The organism is Fontimonas sp. FW305-C-3, from assembly GCF_058783185.1.
In genome coordinates this window covers 595866-613102 of the sequence record NZ_JBYSYK010000001.1, presented here as the reverse complement: position 1 = coordinate 613102, position 17237 = coordinate 595866, and the positions used below count along the sequence as shown (strand labels likewise).

Annotated in this window: 19 protein-coding genes; 13 read left to right on the top strand and 6 right to left on the bottom strand. The window is 64.4% G+C overall.

Translation table 11 applies throughout. From position 1 onward, the window contains the following. Positions 1–6: 6 nt before the first annotated feature. From atpA to AC3WUF_RS02765, 6 genes are read right to left on the bottom strand one after another with little or no spacing between them, the layout of a single operon-like run. On the bottom strand, positions 7–1545 hold the full coding sequence (atpA, locus tag AC3WUF_RS02790; protein ID WP_492422195.1) for a F0F1 ATP synthase subunit alpha: 1539 nt from the start codon (positions 1543–1545) through the stop codon (positions 7–9). A 50-nt stretch (positions 1546–1595) separates the two neighbouring features. After that, complete coding sequence (locus AC3WUF_RS02785) at positions 1596–2132, bottom strand: F0F1 ATP synthase subunit delta (RefSeq protein WP_492422193.1); 537 nt, start codon at positions 2130–2132, stop codon at positions 1596–1598. Positions 2133–2146: 14 nt separating this feature from the next. Further along, complete coding sequence (locus tag AC3WUF_RS02780; RefSeq protein WP_492422191.1) at positions 2147–2620, bottom strand: F0F1 ATP synthase subunit B; 474 nt, start codon at positions 2618–2620, stop codon at positions 2147–2149. A gap of 48 nt (positions 2621–2668) precedes the next feature. After that, positions 2669–2947 carry a F0F1 ATP synthase subunit C gene (gene atpE / locus AC3WUF_RS02775; RefSeq protein WP_492422189.1) on the bottom strand — a complete coding sequence of 93 codons (279 nt, stop codon included), beginning with the start codon at positions 2945–2947 and terminating at the stop codon, positions 2669–2671. A 59-nt stretch (positions 2948–3006) separates the two neighbouring features. After that, positions 3007–3801 carry a F0F1 ATP synthase subunit A gene (gene atpB / locus AC3WUF_RS02770; protein ID WP_492422187.1) on the bottom strand — a complete coding sequence of 265 codons (795 nt, stop codon included), beginning with the start codon at positions 3799–3801 and terminating at the stop codon, positions 3007–3009. Further along, the gene (locus AC3WUF_RS02765) at positions 3794–4150 is read right to left on the bottom strand and encodes an ATP synthase subunit I (RefSeq protein WP_492422185.1); all 357 of its coding nucleotides are present in this window, start codon (positions 4148–4150) and stop codon (positions 3794–3796) included. Before AC3WUF_RS02765 ends, atpB begins: the two co-directional genes overlap by 8 nt. Before the next feature lie 298 nt (positions 4151–4448). Between AC3WUF_RS02765 and AC3WUF_RS02760 the strand changes: the two genes are divergently transcribed. From AC3WUF_RS02760 to AC3WUF_RS02700, 13 genes are all read left to right on the top strand, one after another. Further along, positions 4449–5405 (top strand): glycosyltransferase family 2 protein, encoded by a 957-nt coding sequence (locus AC3WUF_RS02760; protein ID WP_492422184.1) that lies wholly within the window; start codon positions 4449–4451, stop codon positions 5403–5405. Beyond that, positions 5402–6247, top strand: a complete 846-nt coding sequence (locus AC3WUF_RS02755; protein ID WP_492422182.1) for an FkbM family methyltransferase — start codon at positions 5402–5404, stop codon at positions 6245–6247. The genes AC3WUF_RS02760 and AC3WUF_RS02755 overlap by 4 nt, the downstream gene beginning before the upstream one ends. Continuing rightward, positions 6244–7161 carry a glycosyltransferase family 2 protein gene (locus AC3WUF_RS02750; protein WP_492422180.1) on the top strand — a complete coding sequence of 306 codons (918 nt, stop codon included), beginning with the start codon at positions 6244–6246 and terminating at the stop codon, positions 7159–7161. The genes AC3WUF_RS02755 and AC3WUF_RS02750 overlap by 4 nt, the downstream gene beginning before the upstream one ends. Next, positions 7158–8051 carry a glycosyltransferase family 2 protein gene (locus AC3WUF_RS02745; RefSeq protein ID WP_492422178.1) on the top strand — a complete coding sequence of 298 codons (894 nt, stop codon included), beginning with the start codon at positions 7158–7160 and terminating at the stop codon, positions 8049–8051. Before AC3WUF_RS02750 ends, AC3WUF_RS02745 begins: the two co-directional genes overlap by 4 nt. Before the next feature lie 7 nt (positions 8052–8058). Next, a complete protein-coding gene (locus AC3WUF_RS02740; RefSeq protein ID WP_492422176.1) occupies positions 8059–8445 on the top strand; it encodes an FAD synthase family protein in 387 nt (128 codons plus the stop codon). Next, positions 8442–9557, top strand: a complete 1116-nt coding sequence (locus tag AC3WUF_RS02735) for a glycosyltransferase (protein WP_492422174.1) — start codon at positions 8442–8444, stop codon at positions 9555–9557. The genes AC3WUF_RS02740 and AC3WUF_RS02735 overlap by 4 nt, the downstream gene beginning before the upstream one ends. Continuing rightward, positions 9554–10561 (top strand): UDP-glucose 4-epimerase GalE, encoded by a 1008-nt coding sequence (gene galE, locus AC3WUF_RS02730; protein WP_492422172.1) that lies wholly within the window; start codon positions 9554–9556, stop codon positions 10559–10561. The genes AC3WUF_RS02735 and galE overlap by 4 nt, the downstream gene beginning before the upstream one ends. After that, positions 10561–11238 (top strand): CDP-alcohol phosphatidyltransferase family protein, encoded by a 678-nt coding sequence (locus AC3WUF_RS02725; protein ID WP_492422170.1) that lies wholly within the window; start codon positions 10561–10563, stop codon positions 11236–11238. Before galE ends, AC3WUF_RS02725 begins: the two co-directional genes overlap by 1 nt. A gap of 31 nt (positions 11239–11269) precedes the next feature. Then, positions 11270–12235, top strand: a complete 966-nt coding sequence (locus AC3WUF_RS02720; protein ID WP_492422168.1) for an NAD-dependent epimerase/dehydratase family protein — start codon at positions 11270–11272, stop codon at positions 12233–12235. Between the two features lie 23 nt (positions 12236–12258). Then, positions 12259–13494, top strand: a complete 1236-nt coding sequence (locus AC3WUF_RS02715) for a glycosyltransferase family 4 protein (protein WP_492422166.1) — start codon at positions 12259–12261, stop codon at positions 13492–13494. A gap of 38 nt (positions 13495–13532) precedes the next feature. Continuing rightward, positions 13533–14960 carry an O-antigen ligase family protein gene (locus tag AC3WUF_RS02710; RefSeq protein WP_492422164.1) on the top strand — a complete coding sequence of 476 codons (1428 nt, stop codon included), beginning with the start codon at positions 13533–13535 and terminating at the stop codon, positions 14958–14960. Between the two features lie 278 nt (positions 14961–15238). Then, the gene (locus tag AC3WUF_RS02705; protein ID WP_492422162.1) at positions 15239–16411 is read left to right on the top strand and encodes an outer membrane beta-barrel protein; all 1173 of its coding nucleotides are present in this window, start codon (positions 15239–15241) and stop codon (positions 16409–16411) included. Positions 16412–16507: 96 nt separating this feature from the next. Continuing rightward, on the top strand, positions 16508–17227 hold the full coding sequence (locus tag AC3WUF_RS02700) for a polysaccharide biosynthesis/export family protein (protein WP_492422160.1): 720 nt from the start codon (positions 16508–16510) through the stop codon (positions 17225–17227). Positions 17228–17237 lie beyond the last annotated feature (10 nt).

Sequence of the window (17237 nt, the reverse complement as noted above, 5' to 3'; positions counted from 1 at the left end):
GCTGGCTTAGATCGCGGACTGCTTGACGTAGGCGGCCATGCCGGCCTTGAGGCTGGCCTCGATCGCATCGCTCCAGTCGCCCTTGTTCAGCGTCGCCATCACGTCGGCGTGCTGCGAGTCGAGGAACTGGTGCAGACCTTCTTCCCAGGCCAGAACCTTGTTGACCGGGATCGTGTCGATGTAGCCCTTTTCAACGGCGTACAGCGTCGCGCCCATCTGGCCAACCGACAGCGGCTTGTACTGCTTCTGCTTCATCAGCTCGGTGACGCGCTGACCGCGCTCCAGCTGCTTGCGCGTCGCGTCATCGAGGTCGGAAGCGAACTGCGCGAACGCAGCGAGTTCACGGTACTGGGCCAGCGCCAGACGGACGCCGCCGCCGAGCTTCTTGATGACCTTGGTCTGCGCAGCACCACCGACGCGCGACACCGAGATACCGGCGTTCATGGCGGGGCGGATACCGGCGTTGAACAGGTCGGTTTCGAGGAAGATCTGGCCGTCGGTGATCGAGATCACGTTGGTCGGAACGAAGGCCGAAACGTCGCCGGCCTGGGTTTCGATGATCGGCAGCGCCGTCAGCGAACCGGTCTTGCCCTTGACCTTGCCGCCGGTCAGCTTCTCGACGTAGTCGGCATTGATGCGCGCGGCGCGCTCGAGCAGACGGCTGTGGAGATAGAACACGTCGCCCGGATAGGCTTCGCGGCCCGGCGGACGCTTCAGCAGCAGCGACACCTGGCGATAGGCGACGGCCTGCTTGGACAGATCGTCATAGATGATCAGCGCGTCTTCGCCGTTGTCGCGGAAGTATTCGCCCATCGAGCAGCCGGAGTACGGCGCGATGTACTGCAGGGCGGCGGCTTCCGAAGCCGAGGCGGCGACGACGATGGTGTGACCCATCGCGCCGTGCTCTTCGAGCTTGCGCACGACGTTGGCGATCGAGCTGGCCTTCTGGCCGATCGCGACGTACACGCACTTAATGCCCGAACCCTTCTGGTTGATGATCGTGTCGATCGCAAGCGCGGTCTTGCCGGTCTGACGGTCGCCGATGATCAGCTCGCGCTGGCCGCGGCCGACCGGAACCATCGAGTCGACGGCCTTGTAGCCGGTCTGCACCGGCTGGTTGACCGGCTCGCGCGCCATGACGCCCGGCGCGACCTTTTCGATCGGCGAGCTGAGCTTGGAATTGATCGGCCCCTTGCCGTCGATCGGGTTGCCGAGCGCGTCCACCACGCGACCCAGCAGTTCCGGACCGACCGGCACTTCGAGAATGCGGCCCGTGGTCTTGACGGTGTCGCCTTCCTTGAGGTGCTTGTAGTCGCCCAGAACGACGGCGCCCACGGAGTCACGCTCCAGGTTCAGAGCCAGACCGAAGGTATTGCCCGGGAACTCGAGCATTTCACCCTGCAGCGCGTCGGACAGACCGTGCACGCGCACGATACCGTCCTGCAGCGACACGATGGTGCCGGTGTTGCGCGCCTCAGTGGCGGCGTCGAAATTCTGGATGCGAGCCTTGATCAGGTCGCTGATTTCGGAAGGATTGAGTTGCATGCGAACCGTTTCCTGAAAATGTTGAAGCCGGGCGATCAGCCTTGGGGGCTTTAGCGCGTGAGTGCAGTTTGAAGACGAGCAAGCTCGCCACGGATGGAGCCGTCGATGACCAGGTCGCCGGCGCGGATGAGCGCGCCGCCAATCAGTTCAGGGTCGGTCTTCCAGGCAATGGCGACTTCGCGCGCGAGACGTTTGCGGACGGCGGCGGACAGCTGATCACGCTGGGCGGGAGCGACTTCGGCGGCCGATGTGATCTCCACATCGATGCGCGCTTCGGCTTCGGCACGCAGACGCTCGAACTCGGCGGCGATCGCCGGCACGGTCGAGAGACGGCCGTTGTCGATGAGCAGACGCACCAGCGCCACAGCCTGCGGCGACAGCTTGCCGCTCAGCGCCTTTTCCAGCGCGCCGAACAGCTGTGCCTTGGTCAGCGTCGGATGACCGATCAGGCTGGCGACCGCGGGAGCAGTCACCAACGTGGCCAGCGCCGACAGCGCCTCGCCCCAGGCCGCGAGCGACTTGCCGTCGCGAGCCAGTTCAAACACGGCCTTGGCGTACGGCCGGGCCAGTGTGCTGAGTTCCGCCATGTCGTCGTTCGCCTTTAGACGCGAGCAGCCAGCTCGCCGAGAACATCGGCGTGCGCGGCAGCATTGATTTCGCGCTTGAGGATCTTGGCGGCGCCGGCCACGGCCAGCTCGCCAACCTGCTTGCGCAAACCTTCACGAGCCTGTGCCAGCTCGCGCTGCACTTCGTCGTGAGCCTTGGCCACGATGCGCTCGCCCTCTACCTGGGCGGTCGTCTTGGCCTGCTCGACAATCTGCGACGCCTGCTTGTTCGCGGCGCTGAGAATTTCCTGCGCCTGCACGCGCGCAACCTTGAGCTCTTCTTCGCTCTTGGCCGATGCGTCCTGCAGCGCGCGGGCGCCCTTCTCGGCGGCGGCGAGGCCGTCGGCGATCTTCTGGCGACGCTCTTCCATCGCCTTCATGAGCGGCGGCCAGACAAACTTCATCGTGAACCAGACGAAGATGCCGAACACGATCATCTGGCCAACGATGGACGGGATACTTGCCTGCATGGCCCTAAGCTCCGGCTTGAATCAAACGAGTCCTGAACACCAGCGGCATTAGCCGCCAGCAGCAGTCTGAACGGCCGACAGCAGCGGGTTCGCGAACATCATGAGCAGGCCCATGGCCACGCCGATGATCGAGACGGCGTCGAGCAGGCCGGCGATGATGAACATCTTGGTCTGCAGCATGTTGGCCATTTCCGGCTGGCGGGCAGCGCCTTCCAGGAACTTGCCGCCGAGCAGACCGAAGCCGATCGCGGTGCCGAGCGCGGCGAGGCCGAAGATGATGCCGATGGTCAGCGCCGTGTTGGCCTGGATCTGAGCGATGAACTCCATGACTAAACTCCGTGTGTTACGTGGTGGAAATCGTTGTGCGGCGAAAACTGCAACAAACCTTAATGCGCGTCGTGATTCTCGTACGCCATGCTGATGTAGACGATGGTCAGCGTCATGAAGATGAACGCCTGCAGAGTCACGACCAGAATGTGGAAAATCATCCAGCCGAGGCCGGGGATGATCTGCGCCCACCAGGGCAGCAGTGCAATCAGGATGAAGATCAGCTCACCGGCGTAGAGGTTGCCGAACAGTCGCAGCGCGAGCGACATCGGCTTGGCCAGCAGTTCGACGAAATTGAGCACGACGTTGGCGGGAAACATCTTGGCGCCGAACGGATGGGTGAGGAATTCCTTGGTAAAGCCGCCGAAACCCTTGCCCTTGACGCTGTAGATCAGGATCAGCGCGAACACCGACAACGACAGCGCGAAGGTCGCGCTCATGTCGGCCGACGGTACGGCGCGGAAGTATTCGAGACCGAAGACATGCTTGGCGATCATCGGCGGCAGGTCCACCGGGATCAGGTCCATGCAGTTCCACAGGAAGGTCCAGACGAAGATCGTCAGGGCCAGCGGCGCCAGGAAGCCGCGGTTGCCGTGAAAAGCGTCCTTGACCGCGCCATCGACGAAATCGACGAGGATTTCAACGAAATTCTGCAGCTTGCCGGGTACGCCACTGGTGGCGCGCACCGCAACGATACGGAACAGGGTGAGAAAAATCAGACCCAGAACGGTCGAGATGAGCAGCGTATCCAGATGCCAGGCGGCAGCCGTGATGAACGCAGCGTCATGGCCGGTGGCCCAGTGATGCAAGTGATGCGTCACATACTCTGCTGGAGAATGACCCGCTTCAGCCATCGTTCGTATCCCAAAGAAGCGCGAACCAATACACCGGCAATGTCATGCAAAAAGTGACAATCACCGGCGCGAAAACATCGGCAAAAAACCGAACCGCGACCGCGAACAAAACCGCGGCGAGAATTAGTTTTCTCACCTCGGCCCTATAAAAATTCATTACCGCTCGACCTGCGTCCGTCCCCGACGTCGCGAAGGTCTTGATGGCGGCATATATCGTCAGTACGGCCCCGATACTGCCCCCTACCAAAGCTGCCAAGCCCGATCGCGTGTCCGCACATCCCCACCAGAGGGCAGCAGCAATCAACGTGATCAAAATCTGGAGCAGTGCTATGCGCTTCGCCGTCTTCATGAAGTTACTTGGCGATGGTGCGCCGCACCAATCCCATGAAGTATAGCTGGACTCACCCCAGGCGTTCAAGCCAAACCCGATGACCCTGCCCGTATTTCGCCTTGCTCCCCGGCGCGCATTTTAGCCGATCCGCCATCTGCCGCGCTCGGCTGCAAGGTTCCTTACAGATAGTGGCCGCTCACTTCACGGCATCTGATGCCTGTGCGATATTCGCCCGGCCCTGTAACTCGTTTGTAACTCAGCCATTTATTGAGAGAAGGTGATCGCGGATGTTGGCTTCGCAGTATTTCGTCGTGCAATGAAAGTCGACCCGCAATCCGCCTCTCCCACCGCGCTCCGCGTCTCCATCGTGGTGCCGAGCTTCCGGCAGGCGCCTTACCTGGCGCAAACCCTGGATTCGATCCTGCTGCAGGACTACCCGCCGTACGAAGTCATCGTCGCCGACGGCGGCTCCAAGGACGGCACGGTCGAAATCCTGCGCGAGTATGCGGCGCGCTTCCCGCAGCTGCGCTGGCATTCCGAACCGGACTCCGGCCCCGCCGATGCGGTGAACAAGGGACTCGCCCAGGTCACCGGCGACGTCGTCGGCATCCAGAGTTCCGACGACATCTACTATCCCGGCGCGTTCAAGGCGGTCGTCGACGAGTTCCAGCGCCATCCCGAGTGCGGCTTCATCTATGGCGATCTGAACAACATCAACGAGCGGGACGAGGTGCAGTACACGCGGACGATGCCGGCCTTCAGCTGGGACGCCGTGTTCGCCATCTCGATGTGCCTGCCGCAGAGCTCGATCTTCTTTCGCGCCGACGTGGCGCGCCAGACCACTGGCTGGAACGGCGCGTTCTACGGCTGCGATCTCGAATACTGGCTGCGCCTGATCTTCCGCACCCAGCCGCGCAAGCTGAATCGCGTACTGTCGGGCTGGCGCCGCTATGAAGATCAGCGCACCCGACCCGACGTGTTCCAACGCATCTGGCGCGATTACTGGCGGATGATCGACGAGTCTCCGGATATCGCTGCGGCGCCGGCGCGCGTGCAGCGCATGGCCAAGGCCAGCCGCCACCTGCTGGTGCTGCGCTTCCCGCCTGAACCCGGTCTGCGCGTGCTCTGGAAACACGCCCTGATCGGCGCGTGGATGCATCCGAGTTTCTGGCGACACAATCCGGCGGCGGTCACTGCGTCGGTACTGCCTGGTTTTGAAATACTGCGCGCCATCAAGCGCACGCTGATCAAGCCGGCGCGCGGTGCGGCATGAAACTGCTCCACGCCCTGAAGCTGTGGGCGCTGCCGCCCGATACACGCCGCGGGCACCTCGCCCGCTCGGCCTGGCGTCGCATCGCGCCGCGACGACAGCGCAACTGGCACCCCGCGCTTTTCGACGGCCTGGCGAAAAGCATGAGCCCCGTGCGTTTCGTGCAGATCGGCTCGAACGACGCCGGCTACGGCGATCCGCTGCGCTTCCACATCCTGCACAACGGTTGGCGCGGCCTGATGGTGGAGCCGGTACCGTTCATCTATCAGCGGCTGCTGGCACGCTACAAGCCGGTGTCCGGTCTGCAGTTCGCAAACGTCGCGATCGGCGAGAGCGCCGGCAGCCGTCCGTTCTTTCATCTGCGCGCCAGCAATGAACCCTCGCTGCCGCCCTGGTACGACCAGCTCGGATCGTTCGATCGCCAGCACCTGCTGAAGCATCAGCAGTATCTGGCGGATTTGCCGGAGCGCATCGTCGAGTCGACGGTCGAGTGCCAGCGCTTCGATGGGCTGTGCGCACAGTCCGGCATCGCGCAGTTCGACCTTCTGCATATCGACACTGAAGGTTATGACTGGAAGATCCTGCAGACGATCGATCTGGGCCGTTACCAGCCGACCGTGATTCTGTTCGAGCACCGGCATCTGCCGGCAGCCGAGATGCAGGCGGCGCTGCTCGCGCTGCACGGCGCCGGATACCTCACGCACAACGACCTTTACGACACCGTGGCGGTCAAGCAGTCCCGCCTGGCCGCGCTTGCCGCGCTGAGCAGCGCCTGGGCGCGCGTGCGTGCCGCCGTCGGCAGCACCCCGCAAGCCCATCACTCCGCCGTCGGAGGGTCTGCGTGAGCGAGCCGGCCGTCAGCGTCGTCATGCCCAGTTTCAATCGTGCCGAGCTGCTGCCGCGCGCGATTCGAAGCGTGCTGCTGCAGACCTTCCGCGACTTCGAGCTGATCGTCGTCGACGACGGCTCGACCGACAACAGCGCTGAAGTCGTCGCCAGCTTCAGCGATCCGCGTCTGCGTTATCTGCGCCAGGACAATCGCGGCGCCGCCGTGGCGCGCAACGCCGGCATCCGTGCAGCGCACGCGTCGCTGATCGCCTTCCAGGACAGCGACGACGAGTGGCTCGCCGACAAGCTCGAGGCCCAGGTCGAAACGTTCAGACAGAGCCCGCCGCAGACCAGCCTGGTCTGCGGCGGGTATCTGGCACTGTCGGCGACCGGCGGCGCGCACCGCTATTGGGGGCCGGACGCGCGCATGCAGGCCGGCGACTGGCAGGCCGACAACATCTTCGACTTCTGCTTCATCACTCCGACCTGGCTCGCCTCGAAACAGGCGTTGCTCGACGCCGGCCTTTTCGACGAGCAGATGCCGAACCTCGAAGACTGGGAACTGTCGTTCCGCCTGTTCCGGCAGGGACCGATGTTTGCGCTGGACAAGCCGCTGGTCGTCAAGCACGGCGGCGCATCAAGCCTCAACTTCGCACCGCAGAAGCGCATCGGCAGCCTGCGGCGCATCATCGAACTGCATGGCTCCCTGTGGGCGCAGCATCCGCGCCCGCTCGCGCAATTGCATGACGAGCTCGGACGCCTGCTGAGCCGCTCCGGCGACACGCGCCAGGGACGCATGCATTTGCTGAAGGCGTTGTCGCTCGACTCGCAGAATGCCGCACGCTGGGCGCACACCGCCGCCGCGCTGGGCGGCCCCGCAACGTACGGGCTGCTGCGGCAAACCTTCGGACGCGGCCAGGCCAAGGCATGAGCACGCCGACGATCAGCGTCGTACTGCCGACGTACAACCGCAGCAAGCTGCTGCGCCGCGCCATCGCCAGCGTCCTCGGCCAGAGTCATCGCGATCTGGAGCTGATTGTCGTCGACGACTGTTCGCAGGAAGACATCGGCGCCGTCGTCCGCTCGTTCCAGGATCCTCGCGCGATCCATATCCGCCGCGAAACCAATGGCGGCCCCGCCGGCGCCAGGAACACCGGGCTCGAAGCCGCACGCGGCGAGTGGATTGCGTTCCAGGACAGCGACGACGAATGGCTGTCGGACAAACTCGCCTACCAGTTCGCCGCATTACAGCGTGAGCCCGGCCTGATGCTGCACTCCTGCGGGATGCTGCGTCACGGCGGTCCGGCGCTGTACTCGTTTCCTCCGCCGCCTCTGCAGCATCCCGGCGTGTTGCCTGCAGAGGCGGCGCGCACCACGCCGGTGGCCTTTACGCAAACCTGGCTGACGCGCACCAGCGTGATTCGCGACGCCGGCGGCTTCGACCGGCGCCTGCGCGTCTGGGACGACTGGGATCTGTTCTGGCGGATCGCGGAAGCGCACAAGGTCACGATCGATCCGCGCACGCTGGTGATCTCGCACATCACCGCGGGCGGCGTCGGTGCCGACGTCAGCCGGCGCGTACACGATCTGGCCATCTTCACCGAGCGCTATCAGGATCACGCTTCGGCGAGCTTCCGCGCGCGACTGCATTACCTGCTTGCCCGCTATCGCCTGCTCAGCGACGATCATCCGGGCGCAAAAGCCGCCGCACGGGAGAGCATCGATATCGATCGCGGCAGCTTGAAATCATGGGTGGCCGTGGGTCTGACGGCACTACCACCGCCGGCGACCCGCTGGCTCGTTCAGAAATTGTGGCGATGAATCTCGCATGCGCGTAATCACCTTCGGCACCTTCGACATCTTCCATGTCGGGCATCTCAATCTGCTCGAGCGGTGCAGAAGCCACGGCAGCCACCTGACCGTCGGCGTGTCGACCGACGAATTGAATGCCAGCAAGAAGGGACGGATGCCGATCTATTCCCTCGAAGAGCGCTGCCGCATCCTCGGCGCCTTGCGCGTCGTCGACGAGGTTTTTCATGAAGCCTCGCTCGACCTCAAGCGAGAATACGTCAAGCAACATCGCGCCGACATCCTGATCATGGGCGATGACTGGGCTGGTCGCTTCGATCACCTGTCGGACATCTGCAAGGTGGTCTATCTGCCACGCACGCCGTCGATCTCGACCTCGGCAACGATCGAGAAGATCAAGCAATGAGCCAGCCCCGGGTACTGCACGTTGCGGAGATTCTGCAGGGCGGCATCGCAACCTATCTGATCGAGGCGTTGCCGGTACAGGCGCAGGTGTATGGCGCCCATCAGGTCTGCCTGCTCGCGCCGGACAAGGAGCTGACGCACCTGCCGACGCTGCAGGGTGTCGACCTGCTGCGCTACGAACGCCAGGGGCGCGATCCTGCGTCGGTCTTCAGGCTCCTGCGCGCGGTGCACGCCGCCGTCAAAAGCTTCAAGCCCGATGTCGTGCACGCACACAGCAGTTTCGCCGGGGTTGCCGTACGCGCACTGGCACCGCTGTGGGGAGCGCGGCGACCGAAGATCGTTTATTCGGCGCAGGGCTGGTCGTTCCTGCGCGACGTCAAGCGCTGGAAGAACGCGGTCATGCGCCTTGCGGAACGCCTGCTGACGCGCAACTGCGATGCGCTGGTCAATGTCTCGCATGCCGAGCAGTCGGCGCTGATCGCGGCCGGCTTCCCGGCGGCGAAGTGCCATGTCATCCGCAACGGCATTTCGGCGCCGTTGTCGAAGGCCGCCCCGGTCGAGGTGCAGCTAGATCCCGCAAAACTCAATTGCCTGTTTGTCGGCCGCTTCGATTACCAGAAAGGCGTCGACGTGCTGCTCGCGGCATTTCGCGAGATGCCCGCCGATCGCTATGCGCTTTACATGATCGGCGCTGCCGCGCTGAACGACCTGACGACCAGCGACGCAGCGCTGCCCGCGCACATCCACAAGCTGGGCTGGCTGCCGCGCGAACGTGCGATTGCCAGCTTCGGCCTGTTCGACGTCGTGATCATGCCGTCGCGTTGGGAAGGTTTCAGCTTCGTCGCGCTCGAAGCGATGTCCTGCAGCATGCCGATCGTCGCGAGCAGCCGTCCGCCGTTCACTGAAGCGGTCGAGGATGGCCAGACCGGGCGGCTGTTCAGCCTTGAGAATCCGCAACAGCTGTCCGCCATCCTGAGCACACTCGACAAGAATGAGCTGAAGGCAATGGGCCGGCGCGGTCGCGAGAAGTTCGAGCGCGAGTTCTCCGCCGAGCTGATGAACGAGAAAACCTTCGCTCTGTATCGCGATCTGCTCGCGGGGACGCCGGCGTGAGCGGCGCCGGGAACCGCAATGTTCTGGTGACGGGCGGCGCCGGCTACGTCGGCAGCCATACCTGCAAAGCGCTGGCGGCAGCCGGCTACGTGCCCATTACTTACGACAACCTCTGTCGCGGCCATCGCAGCGCGGTTCGCTGGGGTCCGTTCGAATCGGGGGAGCTGGCTGATGGGGCGCGCCTCGCCGAGGTCATCGGCAAGTACAAGCCGATGGCGGTGATTCATCTTGCCGCGTTCGCCTACGTCGGCGAATCGATCAGCAGCCCCGAAATCTATTACGGCAACAATGTTGCCAACACTTATGTCTTGCTCGAAGCGATGCGTCGCGCGGGCCTGCGCACGATCATCCTTTCATCGAGCTGCGCGGTCTATGGCGGCACCCGGCGGTCGCCGATTCCTGAAGAAGCGCGAATCACGCCGGCGTCGCCGTACGGGCGTAGCAAGCGCATGATCGAGGAGATGATCGAGGATTACGCGGCGGCACATGCCTGGCGTTTTGCGCTGCTGCGTTACTTCAATGCGGCGGGTTCCGACCCCGACGGCGAAATCGGCGAGTGCCACGATCCCGAGCCGCACGTCATTCCGGTGGTCCTCAAGGTGGCGCTCGGCGTGTTGCCGGAGATCGTCATCAACGGCAACGACTATCCGACGGCCGACGGCACCTGCATCCGCGACTTCACTCATGTCGCCGACCTTGCCGCAGCCCATGTCGCCGCGCTCGACGGGCTGCATGCCGACGCCCCTTCCGGTGCCTACAATCTCGGCACCGGTCGCGGCCATTCGATGCTGGACGTGATCCGTAGCGTCGAGCGCGTAACCGGAAGGCCGGTTGCCTATCGGTTCGGGCCGCGCCGGCCAGGCGATCCACCGTATGCGGTGGGCGACGCCCGCCGCGCGAAGCGCGTCCTCAAATGGACGCCGCGTCACGTCGATCTCGACCGGATCATCGCCGACGCCTGGCGCTGGATGCAGGCATCTTCGTCGCGACCGGAGGAGCGTTGATGGACTCAGTGACGTGGCGCGATCTGCTGACGCAGCGCTTTGATACACCGAACCAGGGCTGGGCCACGCGCTGGGTCAGTCAGCGTCTGGGCGCTGGGTTCGCGGCGCTCGCGCTGGTCGCCGGGCTGAGTCCGAATGCGGTCACGGTCATTGGACTGGCAATCGCGATCGCGGGCTGCATACCCTTTATCGTCGGGACCGGCTGGCTGGCTTGGGCCTGCGCCGCGGTGCTCTGGCAGCTTGCCTTCGCGCTCGACTGCGCTGACGGCCAGTTGGCCCGCGCCACCAAACGCAGCAGCCGATATGGCGGCTGGCTCGACGTCTATTGCGATCACATCCGCCAGAGCGCCACCGCCATCGCGGTGTACGCCGTGCTCAGCGCCAACATGGACGCGAGACTCGCCATCGCCGCGAGCTTCCTGTTCGCCGCCGGCATGTCGTCCTACCTGCATACGGCGTCGATGATGAATGTACTCAAGCCGGCGCAAGGCGAAGCCAGCGGCCCGCTATCGCCGGTGCAGACCCTGACGCGGACCGTGCTGGATACACCGCTGCTGCTGCTCGGTCTGTGTCTGGTCCGCCCCTTTCCCGTCATGCTTGCCGCGGTCGTCTCCGCAATCGGCGCGCTGCTGATCTTTCGCGGAGTCGCGATTGCCGGTCGTCGGCTGCGAACGTGAAGGCGCGGACCTCATTTGAGCGGAGCGGCCCATGAGCGATGACTCGCTGCAGTCACTCCACGGTGTGGAGGTTCTGGTCACCGGCGCCGCGGGATTCATTGGCGGCCACGTCTGCGAACAGCTGTGCGCGGCGGGCGCGAGCGTCGTCGCACTGGACGATCTGTCGAACGGCAGCCTTTCCAATCTGCAGGGCGGTGTGATCCGCGAGCTGCGCTTCGTCGAAGGCGACGCCGGCGACCGCCGGCTGTTGAGTTCGCTACTGCCGAAGGCGAAGGCTGTTGTGCACCTCGCCGCATTGGTGTCGGTCCAGCAGTCGTTCGACGATCCCGCCGATGGATTCCGGCGCAATGCGGCGGTGGGTGCCGCGGTGTTCAGCGAAGCGGCGCGACTGCGCGTTCCGGTGATCTATGCGAGCTCGGCCGCGGTGTACGGATCCAGCGATCAACTGCCGTTGGCCGAGAGCGCGCGTCCGGAACCGCTATCGCCCTACGCTGCTGACAAGCTCTATCTGGAACATAGCGGCCAGGCTTGGCGCGTGCGCGGCCTGCAGTCGATCGGCCTGCGCCTGTTCAACGTCTACGGACCGCGTCAGCGCGCCGATTCTCCTTACAGCGGCGTCATCAGCAAGTTCGCCGCACGGCTGGCGGCCGGCGAAGCCTGCGCAATCTACGGCGATGGCGAGCAGACCCGCGACTTCATTCATGTGGCGGATGTCGCCCGGTGTTTCGTCGATGCTGTTCGGCGTCTGCTGCAGGCCGGCTCGGCGCCGGAAGCATCGGTCTTCAACTGCGGCACCGGAAGATCCATCTCGGTCAATCAGCTTCACGCGCTGATGGCGCGTCAATATGCCGGCGCGGCTGCCGTGCAGAGGCATCCCCCGGCCAGCGGGGATGTGCGGCATTCACTGGCGGATATCTCTGCGATCACGCACGCGATGGCCTGGCGGCCCGGCATCGAGCTCGAGGACGGGCTGCGAACCCTGATCGAGGCCCGGTGAATGGCGCCACTGAATTGCCCCGCATGAAGATCATCGTCATCAACGACTATGCGGAACGCTCGGCCGGCGGCGCGTCAGCAGTCGCGATTTCACAGGCCGAGGCGATGGCCCGGCGCGGTCATGAGGTTCATTTTCTCAGCGCGCTTGCCGGGCCGCGCGGGCTCAAGGATGGCGTGCACTACGAGGATTGCGGCCAGCACGACATCCTGGGCAACCCGAATCGCCTGGAGGCGATGACGCAGGGGCTGTGGAACTTCACCGCACGCCGCCGGCTGTCCGAGCTGATTTCGCGGCTCGGCAGCCGCGATCTCGTTTGCCACATCCACAGCTGGAGCAAGGCGCTGTCGTCCAGCGTGATTCCGGCAGCCAAAGAACAGCAGGTGCCGGTCATCTGCACGCTGCACGATTCCTTCGTCGCCTGCCCCAACGGTTCCTTGTACGACTTCCAGCTGGGCGCCACCTGCAAGCTGCAGCCGATGAGCTTGCAATGCGTGGTGACCAATTGTGACTCCCGCAACCGCGCTCACAAGCTCTGGCGGGTTGCTCGGCAATGGGTACAGAGCCATGTCGGCGAACTGCCGTCGTCGGTGGATCGCCTGCTGGCGGTCTCCGAGTTCAGTCGCAACCTGCTCGCGCCGTATGTGCCCGAGCATGTTCCTTTCGTCGTCGTCCCGTCCGCGGTGGCGATGCCGAAATGGGCGCCGGTTCCGCTGGAGCAGCGCAGTAACGCCGCTTTCGTCGGCAGGCTGTCGCTCGAGAAGGGCGCGATTCTTTACGCCCTGGCCTGCCGCGAAGCCGGCCTCTCGCCGTATATCCTGGGTTCCGGCGGCATCACCGAACAGGTTCTTGAGATTTGCCCGGATGCGCGCATCTCCGGCTGGCTGGAGCAGGCCGAGCTGCGCCGCCGGCTCGCATCGGCGCGCCTGCTCGTGCTGCCGACGCGCGCCTACGAGGCACAGCCGCTGTCGGTACTGGAAGCGGCGGCATTGGGCGTTCCTTTCGTCGTTTCGGCGCATTGCGCGGCGTCCGACTATGTCCGCGACAGCGGCGGCGGCTTGCTGCTGAACACGGACAATCCCGCGGAACTGGCGGAACTGATGCAGCGGGTCCTGACCGATGACGTGCTCGCCGCCGAACTGGGCAGCAACGCCTACCGCTGGTTCTGGTCGTCCCTGTTCTCGGACTCCGGCGCGCTGGACGATCTGCTGGAACAGCAGTACCGGACAGCGCTCCGTGCGACGCCTGGCGGCGCTTCATGAGAAAGCCGCGGCCAGATCGCTTTCGCTAAGATACGGCCATGCTCGGGATTCTGATCAGGCCACGCCTGCCGCTGTCAAAGCTGGTAGCACTACCGCGAAATCTTTCCGCGTGGCTGCTGTCGGGAGCGCTTTTCTTCACGGCCATCCCCGACTTCGACCCCGGCCTGCCGATCCCGATCTTCATCCTGCTGTTCCTCGCCGCCGTCGGCGTCGGCGCGATAGAGCGCGCGCACAAGAACGAAGCCTGGGCCGGACCCGACCTGCGATCGATCGGCGCGCTCTATGGGCTGGCCTTCTTCCTGCTGGCCGCCGTCTACGTCGTGAACGGGCTGTATGACGTGTTGCTGGGCAGCCCCGGGCCCAGCCATCAGCTGACCGCATCGCATTACCGGCTTACCGACAAGGCGCTGGCCTACTTCGCCGACGACATGGGCCCCCAGGAAATCCCTTTCCTGAAGTTGATGGCCGGCGTTGTGCTGATGCCGCTGGTGACCCTGCTGGTGCGCATCCGCTCGTGGGCGGAATTCCGTTTCGTGCTGCTGGTCGGAACCGCCGGCTCGGTGTTCGGCGCACTGTTTACGATCGCCTACTGCAACGGTCTGATCCCTAGCCATGACGAGTATTTCTGGACCCATCTGCGCCGGGCCCAGGGCCTGAATCCGCATCCGAACGTGCTGGGCATGAACACCTTCCTCGGCATGCCGGGACTGTGCATCCTGCTGGTCGAGTGCCGCAATCGTGCAGTGCAGCTGGCCGCTGCCGCCGGGGTGGGCGCGCTGTGGTGGGCGATCGACTATTCCGGCTCGCGCGTTTCGCTGGGCGGCCTGCTGATCATGGTTGCGCTGATGTTCGTGCTGTTCCAGCCTGGCCTGAAGAAGCAGATCCAGACCGCGTTTCTGGTTGGCGTCGTCAGCGTCGCCAGCCTGGCCGCGATCAGCTCGCTGGTGCAGCTGATGGATCTGAATTCGAACTCGGCGATCTCGCGCTTTTTCAACAACCGCGCGGTGGCGTCGGATTCGGTGCGCTCGACCATCAACGCCGCGGTGATGGACGACATCTGGGCGTCGCCGGTGTTCGGTTCCGGCTACGAGATGATTCTGCTGGCGCACAACGTGTTCCTGCAGATGCTGCATGCCGGCGGCGTCTTCGGCTTCGCCGGCTTCATGCTGACGCTGCTGATCCCAGTGTGGCTGCTGTATCGCCTGCCTTATCGCCTGCCCTACGGAAACGCCGCGGCGGCAGACGCCGCGCCTATCGTGCTCAGCGCGGTTGCGACGCTGATCATCATGAACGTGTCGCAGAGCAATCCGTCCTACTTCTCGGTTTCCCTGTTCCTTGCGATGGCCGTCTACGCGGGGCTCGCAGCGCGGGCCGATGGCCGCTTCTCGCCGCTGCAAGCGCCCCCCGGTTCACAGGAGCCGGCTTCTGCCGACGACGATGTGCCGGTCGCCCTCGGCGGCCGCTGACGGGGCGCATCCAAAGCGGGCTTCCTGGCGTACTGGTGCGGTTGGGATGCAGCTGTTCGGCGCTGCAGGGCGCGCAAGATTCGCAAGGTACAACGAGTCGTTTGTTCTCAAGCGCCCCGAAGCCCCGCCCCAGTGTCCTTTTTCATCGTGCTGATATAGGCTTAGGCGCTAGGCGTAAATATGAATTCGAGCAACGGGGACCCTGGGATATGAGAAGCGTGAGCACGATTAGGTTGGGACTGGCCGTGACGGCTGCATTGGCAATCTCCGCTCCAGCAATGGCTCAGGAGACCGCTTCCCAGAACGCATTTCCGGTCAGCCTCGGGCAGGACGGCATCGACGGCACCGTGCTGCGCGGCGGCCTCGAAGCCGGCGCATCGTTTACCGATAACTTCTTCTACACCGGCGACGAGCTGGAGCAGACCGACGGCACTGGCTTCCTGCTCAAGCCCGAGCTTGCCGCGATCCGCGTACTGCCGCGCGCGCGCATGGCGCTTGAAGCCTCCGGCGAGTTTGCAACCTTCGACGTTCCGGACGACGTGGACGATTACTTCGACAGCCGCATCGGCGTCGGCGCCGACTGGGTTTCATCGGCGCGCAATCGCTGGCGCTTCGGCACCCGCCTGAGCTTCGATCACGATCCGTTCGGCACCGAGCGCACTGAAAACACGCCGCTGGAAACCCGCGAGCTCGACGAGTACCGCGAGATTCTCGGCAACCTCGGCTATCGCTACGGCCTGCCGACGGATCAGCTCAATTTCGACATCGGTCTTGCGACGAAGAACAAGACCTACACGACCAACGAGGCGGCGACCCAGTTTCTTGATCATGAGGGTGTGCTGGGCCAGGCTGGCGTCTATTACAACCTGAGCGCCAAGACCTCCGTCTTCACGACCGTGTCGGCCAGCCGTTCGCTGTACGAAGTCGTTGCGCCGGGTGCACTGGACCGCAGCGCGACCGAACTGCGCTATGGCCTCGGCTCGAACTGGAAGGCCTCCGCCAAGACCTCCGGCAATATCTATCTCGGTTACGTCAACCGCCGCCCGCGTGACGACCGTCGCGAGGACTACAGCGGCTTCGACTGGAACGCCGGCCTGAGCTGGAGCCCGCGCGCGACCAGCACGTTTGAACTCCAGACCGGCCGCATCACGCAGGAAAGCTACCTGCTGGCGGCGGATTTCATCAACAACCGCTACGGCTCGGCTTCCTGGTCGCAGCAGTGGGGCGCTCGCTTCAACAGCAAGCTCGCCGTCCGCTATATCGATTCGGAGTTCATCGGAATCGACCGCAACGACGACACCCTCGGCGTGGTGCTTGATGCCGAGTATCTGCTGAGCCGCTATCTGAAGTTACTCGGCACCGCGTCCTCGATTGGCCGCGATACGGACGATGCCGTGATCGCCGACTACGATCGTTTTTACGGCTATATTGGTATTCGTTACGCCCGCTGAGCGTTGCCTGGATAGAAGGATGCTGACGTGAGATTGCCGCTAATTGCTGTTGCGTGCCTGGTATCTGCGTGCGCATCACCACCGCCGGTAGTCTATGTGGACCGCGCACCGCAGCAGCCGGTGCCGGTCTACGCGCCGCCTGTCTATACCCCGGCACCTGTCGCGCGCGCCGCTCCGGCACCACGGCCTCCGGTCGTGATGCCGGCACCGCCCGCACAGGCACCGCAGCGGCCCTACGTTCCGCAGCAGCCGGCACGCCAGGTCGCCGCGGCACCGTATCAGGTGCCTTATCAGGCCCCGCCCCAGGCGCAGCAGCCGGCGCCTCAGCCGCTGAGCTCCGACCCCTTGGATGCGGCGGTCTACCGGCTCGGCAGCGGCGACACGGTTCGCATTGAAGTACTCGGCGAAGCCGAGCTGACGCTCGATGCGCTGATCGATCCCTCGGGCGTCATCAACTATCCGTTCCTCGGCACGATCAACGCTGCCGGCGGCACGGTCCGCGATCTTGAGCAGCGCATCCGCAATCAGCTGCGCGGCGGCTATCTGGTCAATCCGGACGTGCGCGTATCGCTGGCCAGCTATCGGGCGGTCTTCATCAGCGGCCAGGTCCGCACGCCCGGCTCCTACCCGTACAGCCTGGGGTTGAACGTCGAGAAGGCGGTCACGCTCGCCGGCGGTCTGACTCCGTTTGGCTCGACGTCGCGGATCTATCGTCAGCGCAACAGCAGCTCGGCCAGCAACGACCGGGTCAAGGTCACCATGGAGAGCGCGGTACTGCCTGGCGACTACATCATTGTCGACGAACGCCTTTTCTGAATTCGCCATC